This is a genomic window from Paenibacillus sp. FSL P4-0081, assembly GCF_000758565.1.
GTDB classification, from domain to species: Bacteria; Bacillota; Bacilli; order Paenibacillales; family Paenibacillaceae; genus Paenibacillus_AQ; species Paenibacillus_AQ phytohabitans.
Window position 1 is genome coordinate 872,283 of the sequence record NZ_CP009280.1, and the last position, 20,301, is coordinate 892,583.

Annotated in this window: 18 protein-coding genes; 10 read left to right on the forward strand and 8 right to left on the reverse strand. The window is 52.1% G+C overall.

All coding sequences use genetic code 11. The features are described from left to right. Positions 1-38: 38 nt before the first annotated feature. The 3 genes from P40081_RS03860 to P40081_RS03870 form a co-directional block, all read right to left on the reverse strand. Entirely contained in the window at positions 39-1,922 is a 1,884-nt protein-coding gene (locus tag P40081_RS03860; protein WP_042133452.1) for a leucine-rich repeat domain-containing protein, read from the reverse strand. Positions 1,923-2,259: 337 nt separating this feature from the next. Then, positions 2,260-3,246 carry a hypothetical protein gene (locus P40081_RS03865; RefSeq protein ID WP_042133454.1) on the reverse strand — a complete coding sequence of 329 codons (987 nt, stop codon included), beginning with the start codon at positions 3,244-3,246 and terminating at the stop codon, positions 2,260-2,262. Next, positions 3,224-4,144 carry an AraC family transcriptional regulator gene (locus tag P40081_RS03870; RefSeq protein ID WP_171719890.1) on the reverse strand — a complete coding sequence of 307 codons (921 nt, stop codon included), beginning with the start codon at positions 4,142-4,144 and terminating at the stop codon, positions 3,224-3,226. The genes P40081_RS03865 and P40081_RS03870 overlap by 23 nt, the downstream gene beginning before the upstream one ends. Positions 4,145-4,301: 157 nt before the next feature. Between P40081_RS03870 and P40081_RS03875 the strand changes: the two genes are divergently transcribed. From P40081_RS03875 to P40081_RS03895, 5 genes are read left to right on the forward strand one after another with little or no spacing between them, the layout of a single operon-like run. Next, positions 4,302-4,544, forward strand: coding sequence for an acyl carrier protein (locus P40081_RS03875; RefSeq protein ID WP_042133457.1), 243 nt, complete (start codon positions 4,302-4,304; stop codon positions 4,542-4,544). After that, a complete protein-coding gene (locus P40081_RS03880) occupies positions 4,541-5,890 on the forward strand; it encodes an ATP-grasp domain-containing protein (protein WP_042133458.1) in 1,350 nt (449 codons plus the stop codon). The genes P40081_RS03875 and P40081_RS03880 overlap by 4 nt, the downstream gene beginning before the upstream one ends. A 16-nt stretch (positions 5,891-5,906) precedes the next feature. Beyond that, the gene (locus P40081_RS03885) at positions 5,907-7,028 is read left to right on the forward strand and encodes a glycosyltransferase family protein (protein ID WP_042133460.1); all 1,122 of its coding nucleotides are present in this window, start codon (positions 5,907-5,909) and stop codon (positions 7,026-7,028) included. Then, positions 7,028-8,221, forward strand: coding sequence for a radical SAM/SPASM domain-containing protein (locus P40081_RS03890; RefSeq protein ID WP_042133462.1), 1,194 nt, complete (start codon positions 7,028-7,030; stop codon positions 8,219-8,221). Before P40081_RS03885 ends, P40081_RS03890 begins: the two co-directional genes overlap by 1 nt. Then, entirely contained in the window at positions 8,218-9,231 is a 1,014-nt protein-coding gene (locus P40081_RS03895) for a Gfo/Idh/MocA family protein (protein WP_042133464.1), read from the forward strand. Before P40081_RS03890 ends, P40081_RS03895 begins: the two co-directional genes overlap by 4 nt. A 70-nt stretch (positions 9,232-9,301) precedes the next feature. Here the strand turns inward: P40081_RS03895 and P40081_RS03900 are convergent, their stop codons facing one another. From P40081_RS03900 to P40081_RS03910, 3 genes are all read right to left on the reverse strand, one after another. Then, the gene (locus tag P40081_RS03900) at positions 9,302-10,090 is read right to left on the reverse strand and encodes a nucleotidyltransferase domain-containing protein (protein ID WP_042133465.1); all 789 of its coding nucleotides are present in this window, start codon (positions 10,088-10,090) and stop codon (positions 9,302-9,304) included. Positions 10,091-10,171: 81 nt separating this feature from the next. Next, entirely contained in the window at positions 10,172-11,836 is a 1,665-nt protein-coding gene (locus P40081_RS03905; protein WP_052421660.1) for a cellulase family glycosylhydrolase, read from the reverse strand. A 218-nt stretch (positions 11,837-12,054) separates the two neighbouring features. Continuing rightward, positions 12,055-13,353: an MFS transporter gene (locus P40081_RS03910; protein WP_042133467.1), complete on the reverse strand. Its 1,299-nt coding sequence runs from the start codon at positions 13,351-13,353 to the stop codon at positions 12,055-12,057. A 309-nt stretch (positions 13,354-13,662) separates the two neighbouring features. On the opposite strand from P40081_RS03910, the gene P40081_RS03915 reads away from it, so the two are divergent. From P40081_RS03915 to P40081_RS03930, 4 genes are all read left to right on the forward strand, one after another. Beyond that, positions 13,663-14,652, forward strand: a complete 990-nt coding sequence (locus tag P40081_RS03915) for a tRNA dihydrouridine synthase (protein WP_042133468.1) — start codon at positions 13,663-13,665, stop codon at positions 14,650-14,652. 187 nt (positions 14,653-14,839) lie between these two features. After that, positions 14,840-15,070, forward strand: coding sequence for an AbrB/MazE/SpoVT family DNA-binding domain-containing protein (locus tag P40081_RS03920; RefSeq protein WP_042133470.1), 231 nt, complete (start codon positions 14,840-14,842; stop codon positions 15,068-15,070). Continuing rightward, the gene (mazF, locus tag P40081_RS03925; protein WP_042133472.1) at positions 15,064-15,405 is read left to right on the forward strand and encodes an endoribonuclease MazF; all 342 of its coding nucleotides are present in this window, start codon (positions 15,064-15,066) and stop codon (positions 15,403-15,405) included. The genes P40081_RS03920 and mazF overlap by 7 nt, the downstream gene beginning before the upstream one ends. 110 nt (positions 15,406-15,515) lie before the next feature. Then, positions 15,516-16,085: an SF0329 family protein gene (locus P40081_RS03930; RefSeq protein ID WP_042133474.1), complete on the forward strand. Its 570-nt coding sequence runs from the start codon at positions 15,516-15,518 to the stop codon at positions 16,083-16,085. Between the two features lie 65 nt (positions 16,086-16,150). Here the strand turns inward: P40081_RS03930 and P40081_RS03935 are convergent, their stop codons facing one another. Further along, positions 16,151-16,843: a response regulator transcription factor gene (locus P40081_RS03935; protein ID WP_052421661.1), complete on the reverse strand. Its 693-nt coding sequence runs from the start codon at positions 16,841-16,843 to the stop codon at positions 16,151-16,153. Further along, positions 16,840-19,002: a sensor histidine kinase gene (locus tag P40081_RS03940; RefSeq protein WP_042133476.1), complete on the reverse strand. Its 2,163-nt coding sequence runs from the start codon at positions 19,000-19,002 to the stop codon at positions 16,840-16,842. The genes P40081_RS03935 and P40081_RS03940 overlap by 4 nt, the downstream gene beginning before the upstream one ends. 219 nt (positions 19,003-19,221) lie before the next feature. Here P40081_RS03940 and P40081_RS03945 point away from each other — a divergent pair, with 219 nt between their 5' ends. Beyond that, positions 19,222-20,244 carry a carbohydrate-binding protein gene (locus tag P40081_RS03945; protein ID WP_042133477.1) on the forward strand — a complete coding sequence of 341 codons (1,023 nt, stop codon included), beginning with the start codon at positions 19,222-19,224 and terminating at the stop codon, positions 20,242-20,244. Positions 20,245-20,301 lie beyond the last annotated feature (57 nt).

The window sequence follows — 20,301 nt, forward strand, 5'->3', positions numbered from 1 at the left end:
GTTAGCGGTCTATTTACGTATATTGGATAGTAATGGAATTAATACACGAGCACGCCCGCACCAAGCATGGATTTGTTTAACACGGAATTGCCGGCCAGAAATACCTTTTGCAGATTAGGCAAGCGGCTTAAGGTTTCTATATTGGAAATGGCATTGTTCTCCAGATGAAGCTCTTCGATGGCCTGCCAGTTGCTCATGAAGTCCAGAGAAGCCAAATTGCTGTCTTGCAGGGTGAAGGAACGCAGAGCGGACAGGTTGGCGAAATAAGGAAGCACCTGGTCAACTTCACTGACGGAGTTATTGTTCATGCTAAAAGAGGGCCGGTCTAAGGTCAAATGCTCAAGCACGCTGTTCGCCGCGCCAGCCTTTTGGCCGAAATCCAGACGGCATTCCGAGCACACCAGTGTGTTCACCTGCTTCAAACGAAATAAGGCATCGCTCTCCTTATACAGCGACGAATCGTAGATGCTTAGTGTCTTCAGGCGGGTCAAGTCGTTCAGGGCGTCAAGCTGGGTCATTTCGTCGATGTCCCAGAGAGAAAGCTGCGCAAGCTCCGGGAATTTCCCCAGAGCGGCCATATCGAGCTCCTCACTTCCGCCCCGGATTGTCAGGGCGGTTACGGCAGGCGCTTTCAGTCCGGGGAGAAAGTCGCCGGGTATTTCGACCCGTCTTACGCCCGGCAATGTCAGCGCTTCTGCCTTCTCGTAGTACCCGGACAAGGTGAATTCCCGCAAAGAGGGCAGGCTGTTCACGGCCGCTACCGAGCTAAGCTGGCTTAAGGAAGCCAGGCGGAGTGTGGTAATGGAAGTCTTTCCGGCCAGAGGCTTCAGATTAGAAAAATTCAAATTTTCCGTGTCAAGCGTTTGCAGAGCAGGCATGTTTTGCACAAAGTCGATGGACTTTACATTGGTCAGATAAGAAAGGTGAAGCTCCTGAAGCTGGGTTAAGGCGTACAGCGGCTGCAGGTCTGTGGCTTCACTGTGATGGATGGCCAGGGATGACAGCCCGGACATGGACGATAACCACCCCAGTTCATCGACAAAGGTAAGCGACAGGGACTTCAGCGGCAGCTTATTCAGTAAATGAAAATCCGTCACAGACTCATCCACATAGGTAATGGACAGAGAGCTTAGATTGGGGAATTCCAGCAACATCGCCAATTCCTGATTGCTGCGAAGCTGGGTGGTTAGCTCCGTAATTTTAGACTTATCGCCAAAGTAGCGGGAAAATGTGCTGAAGGATTCGTTAAAGGCACCGCCATAGCTTTTTAATCCGGCCATATGGGCAAGCGTTGTTTGGTCCGCCTGGGAGATTTCGTAGGTATCCATCAGGTTCAGTGCCGTCAGCCCCTTAAAGGCTTCGAAATCCCGCTGATCGATCTCCTGGGTATTCAGTCTTTTGTCCTGGGTAACATAAGTGATCTTCTCGGCCCGCTCATTGCTGAAGGGATCGGAGAGGCTATAGGTGAAACGCCACTGGTCATTCTCCGAATGATCTACGGTTAAATAGCGCAGACGGGCCAATTCCTCTTCTGTCGGCATCGCAGAGCCTTTATCCAAGATCTCCCGCAAAAAAGAGAGCAGGACCTCGCTTTCGGGCATCTTCCGCACAGACAGATTGGCTTCTGTTGTGTGCTGAGGGGAGTCTAAGCCGTAATAGAAATAAGTACCGATGGCGCCTGATATGACGAGCAACAGGATAAGTACCAGCCTTAGGGGGACGGAGACAGAGACGGACGGCTTTGGCGTGGCCGTGGCCTCAGGAACTGTCCCGTGATAATGGTTAATGGTCTGATCCACATAGTAGACATGATTTTGCTTCAATAGAAGCTCTGTATGGCAATAGGGACACTTGAGGATCGTACCTTCCTTGTAATCAATTCTTCCGCTGCAATTGGGACAGTTTAACGGAATAAATGCCACGAATGCCTCCTCCTTCATGATGTGATGATGATAAGCTCATACTGAGCTGGCATCTGAGTTTATTATACTTCTTCTATTCTATTACACTTTCCAGAGAGGATAGAGCCAGTTGTTGTCAAAAAACAAGTGATTTGTAGGTGGCTTGGTTGGTGAGGGCAGGTAAAGGTGATACAGATGGCGGGAGACAGATTTGACATAATATTAATGTGGAAATCCACCAATTTCAACCTATTTCCCCAAAAATGAAAAAGAAGACCCCAGGAAACTGCAAGTCCTGGGATCTTCTTTTTTGTACTTATGCTTCATCATAGAGAATCAATAATGCTTGCTGACGAACTTACCGGGCCCGTCCAGCCTGCATCGTCAACTGTACCAATTCCTCCAGCAGCTGCTCCTCCAGACTGATGATTTCACACATTCTTCTGTGAATCTTCTCCCGCCCGGCCGGCTTATTGCCGGAGCACATCACCTTGATCATGAATTGATTAATCAGATCCCACTGCTCTCCTGCATGACGGTAGCCCTCGGTGGCCCGGGAGAGTGCAGGTTCAGAGGCCTCGCGGTTAAGCAGCTGCAGGAACTGGCTGAACCGGATCCGGCTGATGGGCAGGGCGTTGGCGTACAGCTTGAAGCGGGAACCGGCTTCGGCAGAATGATCGGCGGGAATTCCTGTATGCAGATAGGTCCCGGCATAGGATCTGAGGTTAGCAGCAACCTCGCCGGGCTGAACCTGATTGGCTGGATTCGTCAGCATTTCATGAAGTGTTGTCTGCCAATCTGTGTAGGAACGCGAAGTATCACAAAGCTCAAAGATGGCATAGAAATGGCAGGCTTGCTCGAGGATATCGAAATCTATTGCTTCAAGCTCTTTGCCATAGTAGGCATCCGTCAGATAGATGATGTTTCCGGGCCGGTCCAGTCCAACGGCGATACAGGCGTGGCTGGTATGCAGCCTGCGGAAGGCTACACACCAGGGGCAGTCATAAGAATCGAAGCCGACCAGCACCGGCATTCCCGAAGACAGCCGGCTCTCCAGGAGGTCCAGTAGAAAGTTCTTATCCATGGCCGGACCCTTTCGTTCTATGTAATTGAACATAAGGCCATGGTATGCAGAGAGAGAGTCTGTACTGATCCGCGGCAGCACTAACCTCTCAATTAACGGCTGATCCGGGGACTGCTGTTCTGCGAAGGACATCTGCCAGGCATTGCCGTACATGCACTTGCTGTCCTTGCCCTGCCACTCTGCAACAGACTGGATACAGTCATCAATACAGCTGCGCAGGGTAGGATAGGGCGTACTCTTAATGGGAGCAATGTTCAGCACTGCTCATCATCTCCTTTGCCGACAAAAAGTGACTCTGCAACCGGTTTCGATAAGAGGCAGGAGTCATACCGCTATATTCACGAAATAGCCGGTAGAAATATTTCATGTCGTAAATTCCGACCTCAAGGGCAATGGACTGTATCCCAAGCTCTGTGAACATCAGCAGGAGGCAGCTATATTTCATGCGGATTTCCTGGAGCATCTGGATATAGGACCTGCCGGTCTTAATTTTGAATAATCTCTGAAACTGGCGGGAGCTCACCGCAATCTGGCGGCTCATCTCCTTCAGTGTGATTTTCTCTCTGAAATGACTGATCATATACAGGATGACGTCATGCAGCGGATCATAGTCTATCTCGGGCTGCTGAGCGAACGGAAGGGCGGCTGCGGGCATTATGAGGTCTGCGAGTTCAAATAGCAACGGGTATAGCTGCTGTTCGTCCCCAAGGGAGCCGCAGCTCTGCATCTCATGCATACGGCGGAGCAATAAGGCCAGCTCCATGCTGCTCTCCCTATACCCAAACCATTGCTTGACCTCCAGAAGCTCCAGGAGCGGGAACATCTCTTCTTCAGAAAAGGGTTCCGGCAGCCTCCTGAGCATCCTGCCAAGCTCAGGCCTGAGCATACAATTGTAGATGAGGAGCGGCTCTGCACCGGTCAGATCCTGCGGCTGGAAGACATGGGAAACCCCGGGCGGTATAACTAACAAATCCCCTTGCATAACCTGCATTTTATCCTCATCCGCTTGGTGGATGCCTTCCCCCTGAACCACATAGGCGAGCTCTACAAAATCGTGCTGATGACGTACGGAAGTGACCGTTTCCTGAGTCAGGAGCATTTGTACCGGCGAACAGGAGTCAAATAGATATTCCCCAGTAAAGACCGGAAAAACTTCCATAACACAAACCTCCGTTTCCTGCTTCCTTAAGATAGACATCTGGAATCCATCCTAGTATATCTGAATATTTTGGCGTATTCAACCATATATTAACAGTCCACTATTTGGTATATTCATCCTATTCATTCCTATCATGCCTACTGAAAGGGGTATACACATGCAGCAAAAGGTTATTGAGATTATCGCGGAAATCAAGGAGGAGCCGGGCCTGCTTCAGACGCTGAGCGGAGCTTCCGATCTGACGCTGGATGCCGCACTGGATTCGCTGCAAATCATCAACTTTATTCTGAGAATCGAAGACGAATTCGATGTCGAAGTAGACTTTGATACCTTTGATCTTGAACATTTGAAATCGGTGGACCGCTTCTCCGCGTATGTCGCCGAGCTTGCTGTACGATGAAGCACGCTGTACACTGCGGCAGCCTGGAGTCGGAACGGTACTGGCGGGAGGAAGATCTGGCTGCGCTGCCATCCGTTCCTGATGCGAAGGCTCTGGCTATCGTGCAGGCCATGGATGAACTGCTGTTTGTCTTCTGCGGGAGCGGAGATATTCTATTAACCCGCCATGGGATGGACAAGGCTCAATATGACTATCTGCAATCTCTCAATTATTCATTCAAGACCAATATGAATCCATTAACCCTGGGCGTGGAGGCACCTGGCACAGCACAGAACGCACTGAATGCAATGAATGTATTCGAGCTGCTGGGCAGGCTGAACCCCGGGCAGGAGCCGGACAGGTTAATACCGGAAGGAGCATGGCTTGAGCCCTTTGCCGTGCTTCCCGGAACGCATGAGGCGGTTAAGCGGTATAAGCTTCAGCCCGCTCTCCCGGATGAACAGACTGTGCGCAAAGTGAACACCAAAACCTACTCTGCTGCTATGCGGGACAGGCTGCTGCTGCCGAATATCGCTGTTGTTGTCCATAGCGCGGAAGAGCTGCTGCAATCCGGACAAGCGCTGCTGGAGGAGGGGGCTTTTCTGATCAAGGATGAGTATGGTGTATCCGGCAAAGGCAATCAGCTCGTGGACTCTGAGCGGATATTGCGCCGGATTGCCGGGTACCTGGAATCCAGCCGGAACCAGGACAAACGAATAAAGTTTGTGCTCGAGCCGCTGCTGGACCGGGAGACCGACTTCTCCTGCCAATTTCACATTGATCCGGAAGGCCGGATCTCGATATTGTCCGTTCAGCAGCTGGTCAACCATGGCTTTGCCTTCGGAGAGTCCCACTCCCCGGAGCCGGCTCTGCTCGAAAGGCTGGACCGGGAAGACTATTGGGAGATCATGCACAGCATTGGGCGGGAGCTGTATGCAGACGGTTACTTCGGTGATGTATGCGTGGATTCCATGCTGCTGCGTGACGGAGGCCTCGCGCCTCTGGTCGAGATCAATGCCCGGAAGTCGATGAGTCTGATCAAGCATAATGTAGACCGCCAGCTTAAGCAGGAGGGAATGCATACCTGCCTGTTACAGGTGCCGCTGGCAACCATGGGCGAGGTTCATTATGCAGATCTGCTGGGGCGGCTTGAGCGGGAAGGCATATTATTTTCGCTGGGAGCGGGGGAAGGCGTGATTCCTTTGGCTTCGGGCACACTTCAGCCTCCTGACCCGTCCCGGTCTGCCGGCTCCACTAAGGGCAAGCTGTATGCAGCACTCGCTTACCGGGATGAAGACAGCAAGCACAGACTCACCCGCAAGCTGGACGAATCGCTTCTGCGCTCGGGCTACACTATACTGCGATAAAGAAAGGGACCCTCCAATGAATAACACCGTGACGATTCTATGCTCTGGTTTTGGTCTGGGCTTCTATGTCCCCGGCCTGCTGATGGAACGGAGACTTACCGCACTTGGCATCCAGGCGGAGATTGAGGTTTTTGAAACACTCATGTCCGACAGCAAAAAACAGCAGACAGACAACAGCCGCAAAGCGTACCAGCAGAGCTTTGCCGTAGCCTTGACCTCGCAGAAAATACCGGGTGATATCCGGGGCAGCCTGGATGCTGCGGCCGTGGAACATTTATTACAGCAATGGAAGCAGCAAGAACGGCAGCGCTTCATTGTATTATCCGGGCATTGGGTGCATGTCATGGACAGGTACCGTGAACTGGCCGGCTTTCCTGTGGAGGCTGACCTGCTCTATATTGACGCCGACCTCTCGCCGTCATGGAAGAACCTCCGCAGGCTGAACACCGGTTACGCGGAGGGGTATCGTGAAGTAAGTATGTATGACCCTGCGGCAAGGGAGATTCTATGCAGCATAGATGCCGGACCCGCGGAGGCGCTGCCCGCTGCGGCCAGGAACGGGAGACTGGTTGTTCATGGCGGCGGCTGGGGAATTGGCACCTTCCGTGAGAAGTTTGATAGCCTGGAGTCGGCAGGGTATGAACTGGATATTGCCGCGTACAGTCCTCAGGAGATTGGAGATGCCGTCCATGGAAGACGTTATTATATGAACGATCCGGAGTGGCGGACCTGGAAGCGTGACAGCAGCGGGCAGTATACCTTCCCGCCTTTTGCAGAAGTAACCGTCAGCCAGCCGGACCACTATCCGCCCTGCCGTAACTACCAGGACGGGATGTATGGCGTCATCCGGCAGGCATCCGCAGTCATCAGCAAACCGGGTGGAGGGGCCCTGATTGATTCCCTGGCCTCGGGCACACCGCTGGTGCTGCTGGACCCTTTCGGCCCGCATGAGAAGATTAACAGCGATCTGTGGGTGGAGCTGGGTTACGGCATCCGTTACGGGGATTGGGCCGAGATGGGCTTTGACCGTGAGGCACTGCGGAAGCTGGCGGATAACCTCCAGTCAGCCAAGGGCCGGTACCCGGATTATGCGGCAAGCTATGCGGAGCAGCTATCCGCAGCAGAAGGGAGAAGCTAATGCAGCCTACCAGTAGAGTGAGCCTGGACGCCAAGTCCTTTGAGGCCCTGAAACGTACGATTAAGAATGTGGTGGTCCCGCACAGGGAACGCAAGCTAGATCCAGGGTTCAAAACCGTTATGCCGGAGATTATGTCCCTGAAGCTGACCAACCGCTGTAATCTCCGCTGCAAGCATTGCTACCAGTGGAATGAATCCGGCTATCATCATGATATGGACACCGCCGAGCAGAATCTCGATATGGATGTGGAGATGATCCGGAGGCTGCTCGAGGAGACAGATGAAGCGCAGTCCCGCCTGTATTTATGGGGCGGCGAGCCGCTGTTTCACCGGAATACCAAGCAGATTCTGGAGCTCCTGCAAGAGCATCCCCGGGACACCACGATCTGTACCAATGCCTATCTGATTCCTAAGTATGAAGAGGAGCTGTGTGCAATCTCTGACAACCTGGAGCTGCTGATTCCGATCGAGGGGTTCGAGGCGGAGCATGATTTGCTGCGCGGCAAAGGCTCCTTTCAGAAGGTGATCGAGAGCGTCGAACGGCTGCTCGAGCTGCGCAGGCAAGGCCGCTTCCGCGGCCGGATCTCTGTGCACAATGTGATTAATGACAATATGATCGGCAGATTGTATGAGCTGGTGGAGTTTTTTGAGCACAAGGGCGTCGATCTGGTACTGCTCTGCTTCCCGTGGTATATCTCTGCGGACACGAGCCTGGAAATGGACCGCTTCTACGATGAACACTTCCAGTGGCTGGCGGAGCTTCCGCCGGATCACCGGAGCAGCTGGCATGCCTTCAAATACCATATCAAACCGGAGAATGTCACAAGGCTGACCGAAGACCTGAAGCGGATCAACAGCAACACCTGGCATAATACCCGAATCCGTTACCAGCCGGGGCTCGACTTTGATGAAATCGAGGATTTTGTGGCGGGCAAGCCGATGCTCTCCCGCAGTACATCGAAATGTCTGGCGCTCAGTACCCGGGTGGATATTGCTCCGAATGGCATGGTCAGTGCCTGCAAATTTTTTGGCGAGCTGGCCATTGGCAATGTGAAAGAGCAACCGCTGACGGAAATATGGAATTCAGCCCGCTACGACAGGCTGCGGCGGATTCTGGATGAAGGCTTGTCGCCGGCCTGCTCCAAATGTAATGTGCTGTACCTGAATACCTATGCTGCCCTGACGCATGTATGAAGAACGGGTGTGATCAGCCTGCCTATAGGCTCGGTATCCTGGGTGCCTCGAATATTGCTGTACCTGCCATGCTGGAGCCAGCGCAGGTTGTGGAGAAGGTGCGGATAACCGCAATTGCCAACCGGACATTGGAAAAGGCAGTGAAACTGGCAGAGGCTTACCATATTCCTTATGTGGCGGGCAGTCTGGAGGATCTGCTGGAGCTTGGCGATCTGGAGGGGGTATATATTGCACTCAGCAATGAGCTTCATGCAGAATGGGCAGTCCGGGCATTGGAGGCGGGGAAGCATGTATTGGTAGAGAAGCCGATGTGCCTGCATCCCGAAGAAGCTGAACAGTTACGGCTGGTACGGGAAAGCTCCGTCGCTCCGAAGCTCGCCGAAGGTATGATGATTGCCTTCCACCCCTGGCAGCAGGCGCTTAAGTCCATAGTCGACTCCGGGCAATTCGGCCCGCTCTATAAGATCAGTACAAGAATATCCGTGCCTGCCAAGGACAGATATGCCGGGAATTACCGCAGTGTCAAGGCGAAGGGCGGAGGTGCTTTTGCCGATCTGGGCTGCTATTGGCTGCAGTTTCTGCAGACCCTTATCGGTCTTCAGCCCAGTGAAATCAGGGCGAAGTCGGCTTTTGACGGGCCGGAGGGCTGTGACTGGACCTTTCAGGCGGCGCTGCAATATGAGAACGGTCTGGAAGCTGAATGTCTGACTTCCTTCGAGCTGCCCTTCCGGGCTTCGCATACCCTGCATTTCGAGCAGACGGTGCTGACGGTCCCGGATTTCTTCCGGCCGGTCAAAGGCTTCTACAAAATCAAAATACGGCATGATCTGCCGGACAACCGCAGCACCCTGTGTGAATTCGCGCCGATGAACTATTATGTCAATCAGCTGGAGGCTTTCGCAGAAATAATGAGCGGGCAAAGGGCGGAGCAGCTGGAAGCTACATGGGAACGGGTACACCTGCAATCCCTGATCATGGCCGAGGCGCAGCAGCACCGGGTTTATCTATGAAGAAGCAATCTGCCCCTGGCCCAAACGTCAAAACAGCGATTCTCCATCATCGGAGAGTCGCTGTTTGTTGTTAACGGTCCTGCAAGGAAGGAGGCTGCTCTATCCAAGAGCGCTCGTTGCTCAGCACATAAATCCCCAGCGCCTGCTCGAAGGTAAGCCCATGATTATAGAAAGCCAGCATCTTCGCAGCGAAGCGCATACTCTTATCTGTGCCGGGCGACTGCAGCAGCTCTGCAGCGAGCTTACGGAAGTCCTTCGGCTTAGCTTCTGCAGCCTCAATGGCATCCAGCAGCCCCTTGTGGCTTGGAAAGAGCATCCGGTTATAGGCCAGGATCATTCGCCCGCTGAAGAAGACCAGATTACTGGCCGTGTGAGCGAGCAGGTAAGCGTCGTTCTTCCGGGCCGCTTCTTTGGCGAAATAGAAAGCATACACGAAGATCTGGGCGCAAAAGTCCCGCAGATTACGTTCCCGGTGTTCTTCAGGATAGAGCGAAATTCGGGCGACCAGTTCGCCCAGCTCCGGGATTCTGGAGAATAGTACATCCGATCCGGTAAAAGCATACCTCGTCGGCTCGTTGCCCCGCCCCGCGGCAAGCTCCAGGAACCGGAGGTTGATCACTTTGATATCGGCGTATCCGCCTTCATAGGTGCTGACTTCACGGTCTACGTAGGACAGCCTATTCTTCCGGTGATACTCTTCATAGGCTTCATCGGTGAATACCAGGTGAACATCCACATCCGAGGTCTCCTTGGCGGTTCCCTGGGCTACTGAACCACTGGTGATTACCGCCAGGCAGGAAGGGTCCTTCTCCTGCTTCTCCACCAGCTTCTCCAGCGTCTGTCTATGGTGCGCATACATCTCTTTCATCCTCCCTTAACGTGCTCCTGCACATTAAGCGTAACCATTAGACAGCTCACCAGCTATGGTCAATTCAGACATTTAGGGTTCAATTCCGTAAATTAGCTGGCCTAGATGATAAATCGTGATGTGGTCATTCGCGGCGTAGCTGATGATGGCGGGCTGGAATGAGTAGTCATTAGTCTGGTTGAGATTCGCCCAATTCGTGTTGTGAATGCGGAACTGAATATCTCCGGTTGTGCCGGAAGCTGCGAGTGAGCCTGCACCTGCCGTGAACCCGATCTCCGCATAGGTATCGGCACCTGCCCGCGGTGTAGCCAAGGGGACGATTTGCGTCAGCAGTTTTTCTTTGCCGATGACCGCGTAATCAAATTCCAGGGTCTGTGCAGCGTTTCCATCTCTGTTGTACCAATAACGTATCGTAAGCTCATTCAGCGGAATAGAGCTACCGGACTCGTTCTTCAGCTGTAGACTCGCCCGGATTGAGCCCACGGCCGTCCCCGTCTCACCGGCACGGTAGAGCAGTGTGGCATGAGGGTCGCCAGATCCCGGGCCTTCACCGGGTCCGCCAGGATCACCAATAGGGGTGAAGGTGACCGGCTTCATAATAAGGTCCAGCATAGCCTGCTTCGGCGCATTCCAGGAGGTCCAGTCATCCAGCAGCAATCCGCCAGTGTCTCCGCTGTTCGGATTCAGACTCCAGTACGTCCAGTAGAGATTGTTCTGGCCGATGTAGCTTACAAGCGCATGCTGCCATTTCCCTTCCGCCGATAAGGTATCTACGCTGCGCCCGCCGAATTCTCCGGCAAGAACCGGGGCAATTTGTTCCTTGCTGATGTATCCCCAGGTATCATCCCACAGCTTCGGCAGATTATTGGGGAAGTCGGCAGCACTGAACCAGGTCTGTGAGGCAACGCCGGGACCATAATCATGCGGGGAATAGACCACCCGGTCCGGCACAGTAAGCGTGACCGGGTAATTACGCACGCCTGTCAGATTACCGCCCCACCAATAGCTGCTGGAGTTGCCCTGAACGTTGGTCTCAATGCCTTCGACAATAATGAGCCAGTTCGGATTCGCGGCGAGAATCGCATTGCCTGCCCGTTGACTGGCCAGCCGCCAGTCTGTGGCAAGATTACCTGTTCCCCAGCTTGCCGTACCATGCGGTTCGTTATGCAGGTCGGCTCCAATGACGGTAGGATTATCTGCATAGCGCTGGGCCAGCATCACCCAGTCACTGATCCAGCGGGTTTCGGGATAGGCCGCAGTATACCACAGTGCCGATTGTCCGCCGGAATCCGGCCGGTGCCGGTCAAGGAATATCCGGATGCCGCGGTTCCCGGCTTTCTCAATCAGTTTATCCATAATCTGCACCGGCGTAAGGCCGGCCAGATCAGGATTTTTGGCATAATCGATACTATTGGCTGCAGAGCCTGCATCGAACATCTGGTTGCAGTAGGGCAGCCTGATCAGGTTATAGCCTTCCGTCTTGATCTGGTCGAGCACATCATCCATGGAACGGGACCACAGCCCATGCGGAGAGTAGTTCGCGGTTTCGAAGCCAAACCAGTTGAGTCCGTTGAATACGGCCGGACTCCCTGTGGAATCCACGATTTTGTTGCCTGAGGTGTGATAATAGCCTGCTGCACCTTCAGCCTTCACTTCATAACCCGGATACGCATAAGCACCTGCCAGCAATATTAAAGCTGCAAACCATACACCCAATTTCCGGAACCCAAACGACATCCATTTTCCTCCTCTTAGTGATTTCAGTGAGGTCAGACTTTATAGCATACGATCCGGATGTTAACGTATTCATCTGAATTAGGATGAAATATGAATAATTGGAAACATATATGTTAATACAAGCGTGATTGGGATACGGCACGAAATTGAAAAAGCACAGGGCAGCCGTAGAGCCGCCCCGTGCTAATTGCAGTTGGGGTAAGTTGGGGGAGAAGAAGCTATTCCTCCAACCTCCAGATATGTTTGTCCGCCCGGAACGGCAGACAAGATAATGCACCGGTAATTCCGATTACCAGGAACAGCAAAGCTGCTCCGGAGCCTTTGCCTGTTCCGACCAGTGCGACCCACAGACTGCTTAGCGGCTGCCCTGCCATAAAGGGTTCAAACACCCTGTCTACCAATATACCGCCGCACAGATATCCCAATGGAATGGTGAAAAACTGCAAGGTATTTCTTGCCGAATAGACACGCCCCTGCATCTCAATAGGAATTGTGGAGCGGAACAGCACATCCATATTAGCGTTCATAACAGGAATGAATATCCATCCGAGGATTGCACCCAAACACCATATAGGCGTGCTTCTGCCAAAGGCAAGGAAGAAATTCTCGGTGCTCATGGAAAAAAGCAGGCAATTACAAATGACCCGGACCCGGCTTCTGGGCGGCGGCAGGATAGCAACCGAAATACTCCCAAGCATCAGGGCTATCCCTGTAACGGTGTTGACCATCCCCAGCGCCAGCTCTCCGCCACCCGTCCGTGAGAGCATCATTGCGGGCAGGGCAGCATTGAAAATGGAGGCGGTGAAATTGATCAAGGCCAAAAAAAGGATCAAATCCAGAATGCCACGGTTATCCCTGAGATACCGCAGGCCGCTTGAAGCCGATTGCAATATCGTCTCGCTATCGGTGCTGCTCCGCTTAGGAACCTGCGGGATATGGACACAGCATAGCAATGCCGTGAACGCTGTGGCAAAGGTAATCAGATCAAACAGAATCACAACCCGGATACTGGTGAAGGAAAGTATTGAAGTAGCGAGTATAGGCGTCAATATGGTAACCAGTGAGTTGGAAAAGGAACGCATTCCGCTAACCTTCTGATAATGTTGCTGCGGAGCCAGCAGACTGATCGCTACATCCGACGCCGGCTGCTGTACAGTGTTCATTACGCCAGTCAAGGTATTGATCAGATACAGATGCCAGATCTGGAGTTTACCCATTGTCATCAGTATAAGGACCGTAACGGTACAAAGTGCCGCAAAGCTGTCACTGATCAGCATCGTAGCCTTCTTGTTCCAGCGGTCGCTCAGTGCACCTGCGAAGATACTGAGCAGCACATAAGGTGCGTAGGAACAGATAACCAACAGAGAGCTGGTTAGAGCCGATCCATTCTGCTGATAAGACCAGATCACCAGGGCAAAGGCGGTCATTGCACTGCCCAGTGCCGAGAATGACTGTGTAATCCATAAAATCAGGAAAGTACGAAGCTCCCTGAGGTTGACTTTGAATTTTGTTATCATGACTCTGCTCCTCTTTCAATGAATTCTTAACGATTCAATGAAAGTGCAAAGCCGAACGGACGAGCTGTAGTCCGCTCCGTGCAGTTTCGTCCGGTTCAGACTTTGCACGGAGCGTTGTCACTGCATATTCTCATATTCATTCTCCTTCTTGATCGCTTGAAGTTACATTCACCTGGAAAGTAAATTCTGCTTTATTTTACCATATGCGAGTCGTTCCGTCTTACATGAATTAATTGGGTAAGTATGTTTCCTCCGGGATTATGATATAATTTGCTTTAATATCTTGCTATTTATAGAGAGGTTTTTAATATGATGAATAATTTCTGGCGTGAACTACCACGCCCTTTTTTCATACTGGCACCCATGGAGGATGTGACGGATGTTGTGTTTCGCCATGTCGTAAGCAGAGCGGGCAGACCGGATGTCTTCTTCACGGAGTTTGCGAATTCAGAGAGCTATTGTCACCCGGAGGGGCACCATGCTGTGCGCGGGCGTCTGACTTATACTGAGGATGAACAGCCGATTGTCGCTCATATCTGGGGTGATAAGCCGGAATACTTCCGGCAGATGAGCATCGGCATGGCTGAGGAAGGCTTCAAGGGCATCGATATAAATATGGGTTGTCCTGTAGCGAATGTAGCCGAGAACGGGAAGGGAAGCGGTCTGATCTGCCGTCCCGGGCTCGCAGCGGAGATCATCCAGGCGGCCAAAGCCGGAGGACTGCCCGTCAGTGTGAAGACAAGACTCGGGTTCACTGACATAGACGAATGGCGAGGCTGGTTAACCCATATTTTGCAGCAGGACATTGTGAATCTATCGATTCATCTGCGCACCCGGGAGGAAATGAGCAAGGTGGATGCCCACTGGGAGCTGATTCCGGAGATCAAGAAGCTTCGTGATGAGATCGCACCGCATACCCTGCTGACCATTAACGGGGATATCCCCGACCGTCAGACCGGCCTGAGGCTTGCTGAAGAGTATGGTGTGGACGGGATTATGATCGGGCGCGGGATTTTTCAGAATCCGTTTGCGTTCGAGCAGGAACCGAAGGAACATAGCAGTGAGGAGCTACTTGATCTGTTGCGGCTGCATCTGGATCTCTATGATGAGTATTCGGGACAGAAGCCACGTTCATTCAGTCCGCTCCAGCGGTTCTTCAAGATTTATGTCCGCGGCTTCCGCGGGGCCAGTGAATTAAGAAATAACTTAATGAACACGAAGTCGACAAGTGAAGTGCGTGCGCTGCTGGATGAGTTTGGGAGCAGGGAGCAGGACGGGGCGGACGAGCTTGGAAATTAGGCGGCCAGGATTGTAGATATCCTAGTAGTAAATAGAATAGACGCTAAAGGAGTGAGGATCGGCTGAATGGAGAGGGGGCAAACCCGGAGCCAGCAGGCCGTTCCTCAGTTTTATATATCCTAGACATGATTTGACTTCTCGAATCGCTTTGTTTACACTTTGTTTATACATTCTAGGAGGCGGTTCTATGTTTCAGGTTCAGAAATGGGGCAACAGCTTGGGCATTCGCATTCCGAAATCCCTTGCTCTAAAGGTCGGTATTGAGGAAGGCTCCGAAGTCGATCTTGATGTGGAAGATGGACATCTTATCATCAAGCCGAAGTCGGCCACACTGGACGAACTCCTGTCCCGGGTCACCCCGGAAAATCTCCATAATGAGGTCTCTACAGGCGAGCAGCAGGGACGGGAAGTATGGTAACGGGCGGGTATGTGCCGGATCGGGGTGACTTGATATGGCTGCAGTTCAACCCGCAAGCGGGGCATGAACAGGCAGGCAAACGCCCGGCTTTGGTCGTATCTCCTGCTTCTTATAATGGTAAAGTCGGACTTTCGTTGCTCTGTCCGGTAACTTCTAAACCAAAGGGCTACCCGTTTGAAGTAGTCATACCGCAGGATCTGCCCATTGAAGGGGTTATCCTTGCAGATCAAGTAAAGAGTCTCGATTGGCAATCCAAGCAGGCAGCGTTCATCTGTAAAGTACCACAGAGCATTCTTTCAGATGTCACTGCTAAACTCGACATACTGATTCGCTGATCCTAGTAGGAAATAGAATAGACATGAGACTGAGGATCGGATGAGGGGGAAGGGACAAGCCCGGAGCCAGTAAGCCGTTCCTCATTTTTGTATATGGAAGGGGGGATTACATGTCCTGGAGCAAATTGAAGCAGCAGCTGGAGGGCTTTCTCAGTCCTGCGTTAGAGGGCAGGGTAGAATACCGCGCGCCGGGTTACCGTTATCTGCCTGATAAATCAGGGATCTGTTACATCTCAGTGGACAGAAGGAACATACTCAATATGGGTGATAAAACAAACACGATCCGATGGTATCAGACAGAGCTGGAGATTAAGAATGATCCGGATATCCGCATTCCTGTCAGTAAGGAAGAGATTGAAGCGGTCAGACAAGCTGCCAAGGGACCCGTGCCGGAGGATCGCCTAATCATAATGGCCAGAAGCAGATTAAGTACAGAGCATGCCAAAGAGCTAATGTCAGCGCAGGCAACACTCGTTAAATCGAATTTCATTGTGGTTGCGAATAAGTTCCTGACTACTCCTATTGAGGAGAGCCTGGAGAGCAGGGACATGGTACTTAATATTCTTGCGCTGGTGGATCGAAGAGTCGGGAAAAAGCGGATTCTGGGTATGACGGAGAAGATGGAGTTGAAGCATCCGGTGGTGCAGTATTTCTATGAGCTGCGGCGGGGGGCGCTCTGAATAGTATGCCAAAGGTTCAAGCGAGAGTTCATGCTTGAACCTTTATTATGGGAACATTGCTATGCTCAACGCTTGCCGGCAACCAGCATATATCCGGCCCCCCGAATCGTAAGGATTCTCTCCGGATTGACAGGATCAGCCTCGATTTTTTTGCGTAAGTTACTGATGTGTACGGCGACCGTTCTCGTATCCTCCAGACTCTTCATTCCCCAGATTAGATGAAACAACGTATCGACCGTGACGACTTGATTAACGTTTTGTGCCATATAGGAGAGTAGACTAAACTCTTTCTTAGATAAAAAGATCGTTTTACTGCCCATGTTAACGGACTGTGCGTAGAAATCCAGTGTCAAGCCCGGTAATTCCAGCAGCTGTTCCCTTCTGCCCGTCGATACTCTGCGAAGGTGAGCCTTGATCTTGGCCATGAGGACTCCCGGACTGAACGGCTTGGTCACATAATCGTCGCCGCCATAAGATAAAGCGCTGATCTTCACCTCGTCCTCCTCCTGACTGCTCAGAAACACAATCGGCGCATTCGTGAAGCTGCGTGCGTTCCTGCACCAGTCAATGCCGTTCTCATTAGCCAGCAGGACATCCAGTACAATCAGATCCGGATTAAACGATGCAAGCAGCATCATGGCTTCTGTCCCGCTATGGCTAGACGAGGATACGAAGCCTTCCCGTTCGCAATACGCCTGAACAATCTCACAGATATGGGGATCATCATCGACGATCATAATTTTGTACGTGTCCATCATGTTGTCACCTTCCTGCTTCCCGGATACAAAGGCAGCGATACATAGAATACCGACCCCGTCTTGCCGTCGCTCTCCGCCCGGACCGTTCCGCCATGCGCTTGTACGATTTCCCTGCAAATCGCCAGCCCAAGCCCGCTGCCCTCTATTCCCATGTCCATGCCCGGCCGGTCAACCCTGTAATTGCGGTCGAAGATTTGCTCGAGCTGCTCAGGGGGGATGCCCGTACCAGAGTCTTGTACGCTAATGATTGCAGTGCGGGTATCCTTCACCTCATCCCAGGTTAGAGCAAGACGCACCATCCCGCCGCTAGAGGTGAACTTCATCGCATTCGACACCAGATTAAATAGCGCCTGCGTTAATCTTTGCGCATCGATCCCGGCAACAGGCAAGAAGGCTCCCAGATCCTCCGTATGTCCGGTATCCAGGTTGAAATCAAGCCCCGCGTCACGCACTACCAGCTCATATTGTTCATAGAAACCGCGCAGGAAATGAATCACATGAACCGGCTCCATACGGTATTCTACCTGCCCCGTCTCCAGATGCGACAAGAAGGACAACTCCCCGATCATGCGGTTAATCCTTACCGTGTTATCCCGGATATACTTCAGGTACTGTTCATTGCGTTCCGGCTTAACCATGTCGATCACAGCCTCAACATAACCAAGCATGCTGGACAGCGGCATACGCAGATCATGTGTAATGTAGGCAAGCAGCTTCTTCCTGCCTTGCTCGGATTGAAGTAACCGCTCATACGACATGCGGAGGTCTTCGTGGGCTGCGGATAAGGCATGTGTACGCTCCAATACGAGCTGCTCCAGATTGGAATTCATTTCAGTCAGCTTGTTATTGGCTTCGTACAGCTCACGTGCAATTCTCTCTTCGTTCGTTACCGCCCGCGTATATCTGGAAGACAGCAGAATCATCTGTGCGATCGTGAATATGAGCAGCCCAAACGGAGAGGTATTACCGATGAGTGACCATTCATTGAAATACAGGAAATCGTTGATCACCGTTACCAGAGCAACCATCGACACGAGCAGGAAGATCAGCGCACCCTCCATACGCCGCACAGCCGCTTCAGCCAGACCCACCATCAGATACACCATGTGCAGAACAACGATTACACCGATCAGCAGTAACATTCTTGAATATATAATTGCAGGGGTCAGTATAACAACCAGACAGAGTGCGCTCGTTACGATCCGGCTGCCCAGACGAAACCACCGAGATACATAATTCGGGAAAATGCATTCAAAATACATGGTGATGATATAACCACTGACACATAGAATCAGATACTCGAGCTTGAACTGCAATTCCCACGGAAAACGGGGAAACCATTGTGTGAACATGAGCTCGCCGACCAGCAAGGACCGGATACCGAACAACACAGTGAACAGTCCAAAATAAAGCGGTGCCCTGTCCTTGCGCCGCAGCATGTAGAGTAGCAGATGATACACGCCGATGACCAGCAGGCTTGCGGTTATGAACATCTCTGCGGCAACCTTCCGAGTGGTCTTGGCCGCTAATACGTTACTGCCACCCAGCTCTATAGACGTGGTGATGCCGCCCCGCTTATGATGGAAGTTTGCAACTTGCATAACCAGCTCTACGGTATCGCTCCCGGGCTGGAAGAACACCAGCTTCGTTGCCAGACGCGGTGTCACGCTACTCTTGTCCTGACCAACCTCGCCAACTTCCGCCAGCAGCTCTCCATTCACCCATAATTTATATGCATGAAAAATGGTAGGCAGCCGCAGCGCAAGCCGCTCACTCCTGTCCTGCCCGCTAAGCCGGGTGACCAGCCGAAAGGTTGCAAAGCCTTGCCCTTCCAGCTCTTGACCATCAAGCTTGTAGCCCAGCCAGGAGCTGGGGATGCTGATATACCGGTCAGCCATTTCCCCGCTTGCCATCCGGCTCCGTATATCCTCTGGCGAGAGCAGCTCCTGCCAGTAGAACTCCCATTCTCCCTGTAACTTTAGCGGGTTCTTAAGGATAGAATCCTGCGTTAGATCCAGAACGCCTTCTTCGCTTCGAAGCTTGGGGGCGCCTGGCGTTACAGGCACGATGGCATAGCTTATGGCCAGACCGATAACAACGGCAACCGCTATATGAAAGAAGATATTACGAGAAACGAACCTTAGAATACCCCTCATCATGAAGCCGACCCCAATCTACAAAATTCGCTATAAATGAGTTGATTGTTTCATGATAGCATCATTACAGGAAGCTGTGTTGATGAAAACGCGGAATTTGTCATTTCAGCAAGGGGTTGGGGAGTAAAATTGATGGAATTATTTTCACAAACGACAATACAATATACCTGTGGTTCGCCTAATGGGCGAAACCGGTAAATTAAATAAAGGAGGTTTAAGTGATTGATTAAAAAAGTTCCAGCCAGAGCCTTATCCCTTTTGGTAGTTGCAGCCATATTCCTGTCCCTGTTCTTCACAGCCTTACCGCAGGCAAACGCGGCCGCCAGAGGAGCATGGGCTCCTAATACGGCTTATGCAGTAAATGATACAGTAACCTATAGCGGAAGTACGTATACCTGTCTTCAGGCACATACTTCCCTCACAGGCTGGGAGCCGCCTAATGTTCCTGCTCTGTGGAAGAGCGGAACCACAACAACGCCGACCCCCACACCGGCACCTACAACACCCCCGGCAACAAACGGAGTCACATTCTACGCAGACATCAACTATGGCGGCAAGGTAGTAACCCTGGGAGTAGGCAATTATGTACTGTCCCAGCTGAATGCTGCCGGAATTCCGAATGACTGGATGTCTTCGCTCAAGGTTCCCGGCGGCTGGACGGTTGAAGTCTATGAGAATGATAACTTTGGAGGAGCCAAATGGACCTATACGGCAGATTCCTCCTGGGTTGGCGACAGTGTCAATGACAAGATGACCTCGGTTAAAATCTATACGGGTTCGCAGCCTCCTTCGGTAACCAAACCTGCCGAGGTTCCAAGCCAAATCTGGACTTATGTCGTGAATGCTGACAATGCTTATGGCAAGGGTGGAGATTTCGCACTGCTGCTGAGTGCAGTGATTAAGAAGGAGAGCAGCTTCGGAGCAGGTCTGCCGGGCAGTCCATCCGCCGGTGACGGATTGATGCAGGTCGAGCCCAACACCCGCAATGCCTATGCCTCACAATTCAGCGCCAAATTCGGCCGCGCGTATAATCACAGCAGTGAACAGGATCAGGTCTACCTGGGCGCATTGATCCTGAATGAGAAGATTGTCAGATTCGGAGATATCTATAACGGATTGCTGCACTATAACGGAGGCGACAACTGGTATCCGGGCGCTACCGACTCCTATGGCCGTCCGATTCTGGCAGATCAATATGCCAATGCCGTTTACGCTACATATAAGGGGTATGGGGGGAAGAACTAAGGGGTTATCTTCTATAAAAGAAGGAGAAAGACGCTCGGGAGGAGTCCCGGAGCGTCT

What these genes read in the sequence shown, in the direction of transcription:
- P40081_RS03920 (WP_042133470.1), top strand. Translation starts at nt 14,840, where the DNA reads ATGTTTCAGGTTCAGAAATGGGGCAACAGCTTGGGCATTCGCATTCCG.
- P40081_RS03915 (WP_042133468.1), top strand. Translation starts at nt 13,663, where the DNA reads ATGATGAATAATTTCTGGCGTGAACTACCACGCCCTTTTTTCATACTG.
- P40081_RS03930 (WP_042133474.1), top strand. Translation starts at nt 15,516, where the DNA reads ATGTCCTGGAGCAAATTGAAGCAGCAGCTGGAGGGCTTTCTCAGTCCT.
- P40081_RS03905 (WP_052421660.1), bottom strand. Translation starts at nt 11,836, where the DNA reads ATGTCGTTTGGGTTCCGGAAATTGGGTGTATGGTTTGCAGCTTTAATA.
- P40081_RS03895 (WP_042133464.1), top strand. Translation starts at nt 8,218, where the DNA reads ATGAAGAACGGGTGTGATCAGCCTGCCTATAGGCTCGGTATCCTGGGT.
- P40081_RS03910 (WP_042133467.1), bottom strand. Translation starts at nt 13,353, where the DNA reads ATGATAACAAAATTCAAAGTCAACCTCAGGGAGCTTCGTACTTTCCTG.
- P40081_RS03880 (WP_042133458.1), top strand. Translation starts at nt 4,541, where the DNA reads ATGAAGCACGCTGTACACTGCGGCAGCCTGGAGTCGGAACGGTACTGG.
- P40081_RS03890 (WP_042133462.1), top strand. Translation starts at nt 7,028, where the DNA reads ATGCAGCCTACCAGTAGAGTGAGCCTGGACGCCAAGTCCTTTGAGGCC.
- mazF (WP_042133472.1), top strand. Translation starts at nt 15,064, where the DNA reads ATGGTAACGGGCGGGTATGTGCCGGATCGGGGTGACTTGATATGGCTG.
- P40081_RS03900 (WP_042133465.1), bottom strand. Translation starts at nt 10,090, where the DNA reads ATGTATGCGCACCATAGACAGACGCTGGAGAAGCTGGTGGAGAAGCAG.
- P40081_RS03870 (WP_171719890.1), bottom strand. Translation starts at nt 4,144, where the DNA reads ATGGAAGTTTTTCCGGTCTTTACTGGGGAATATCTATTTGACTCCTGT.
- P40081_RS03940 (WP_042133476.1), bottom strand. Translation starts at nt 19,002, where the DNA reads ATGATGAGGGGTATTCTAAGGTTCGTTTCTCGTAATATCTTCTTTCAT.
- P40081_RS03885 (WP_042133460.1), top strand. Translation starts at nt 5,907, where the DNA reads ATGAATAACACCGTGACGATTCTATGCTCTGGTTTTGGTCTGGGCTTC.
- P40081_RS03935 (WP_052421661.1), bottom strand. Translation starts at nt 16,843, where the DNA reads ATGATGGACACGTACAAAATTATGATCGTCGATGATGATCCCCATATC.
- P40081_RS03875 (WP_042133457.1), top strand. Translation starts at nt 4,302, where the DNA reads ATGCAGCAAAAGGTTATTGAGATTATCGCGGAAATCAAGGAGGAGCCG.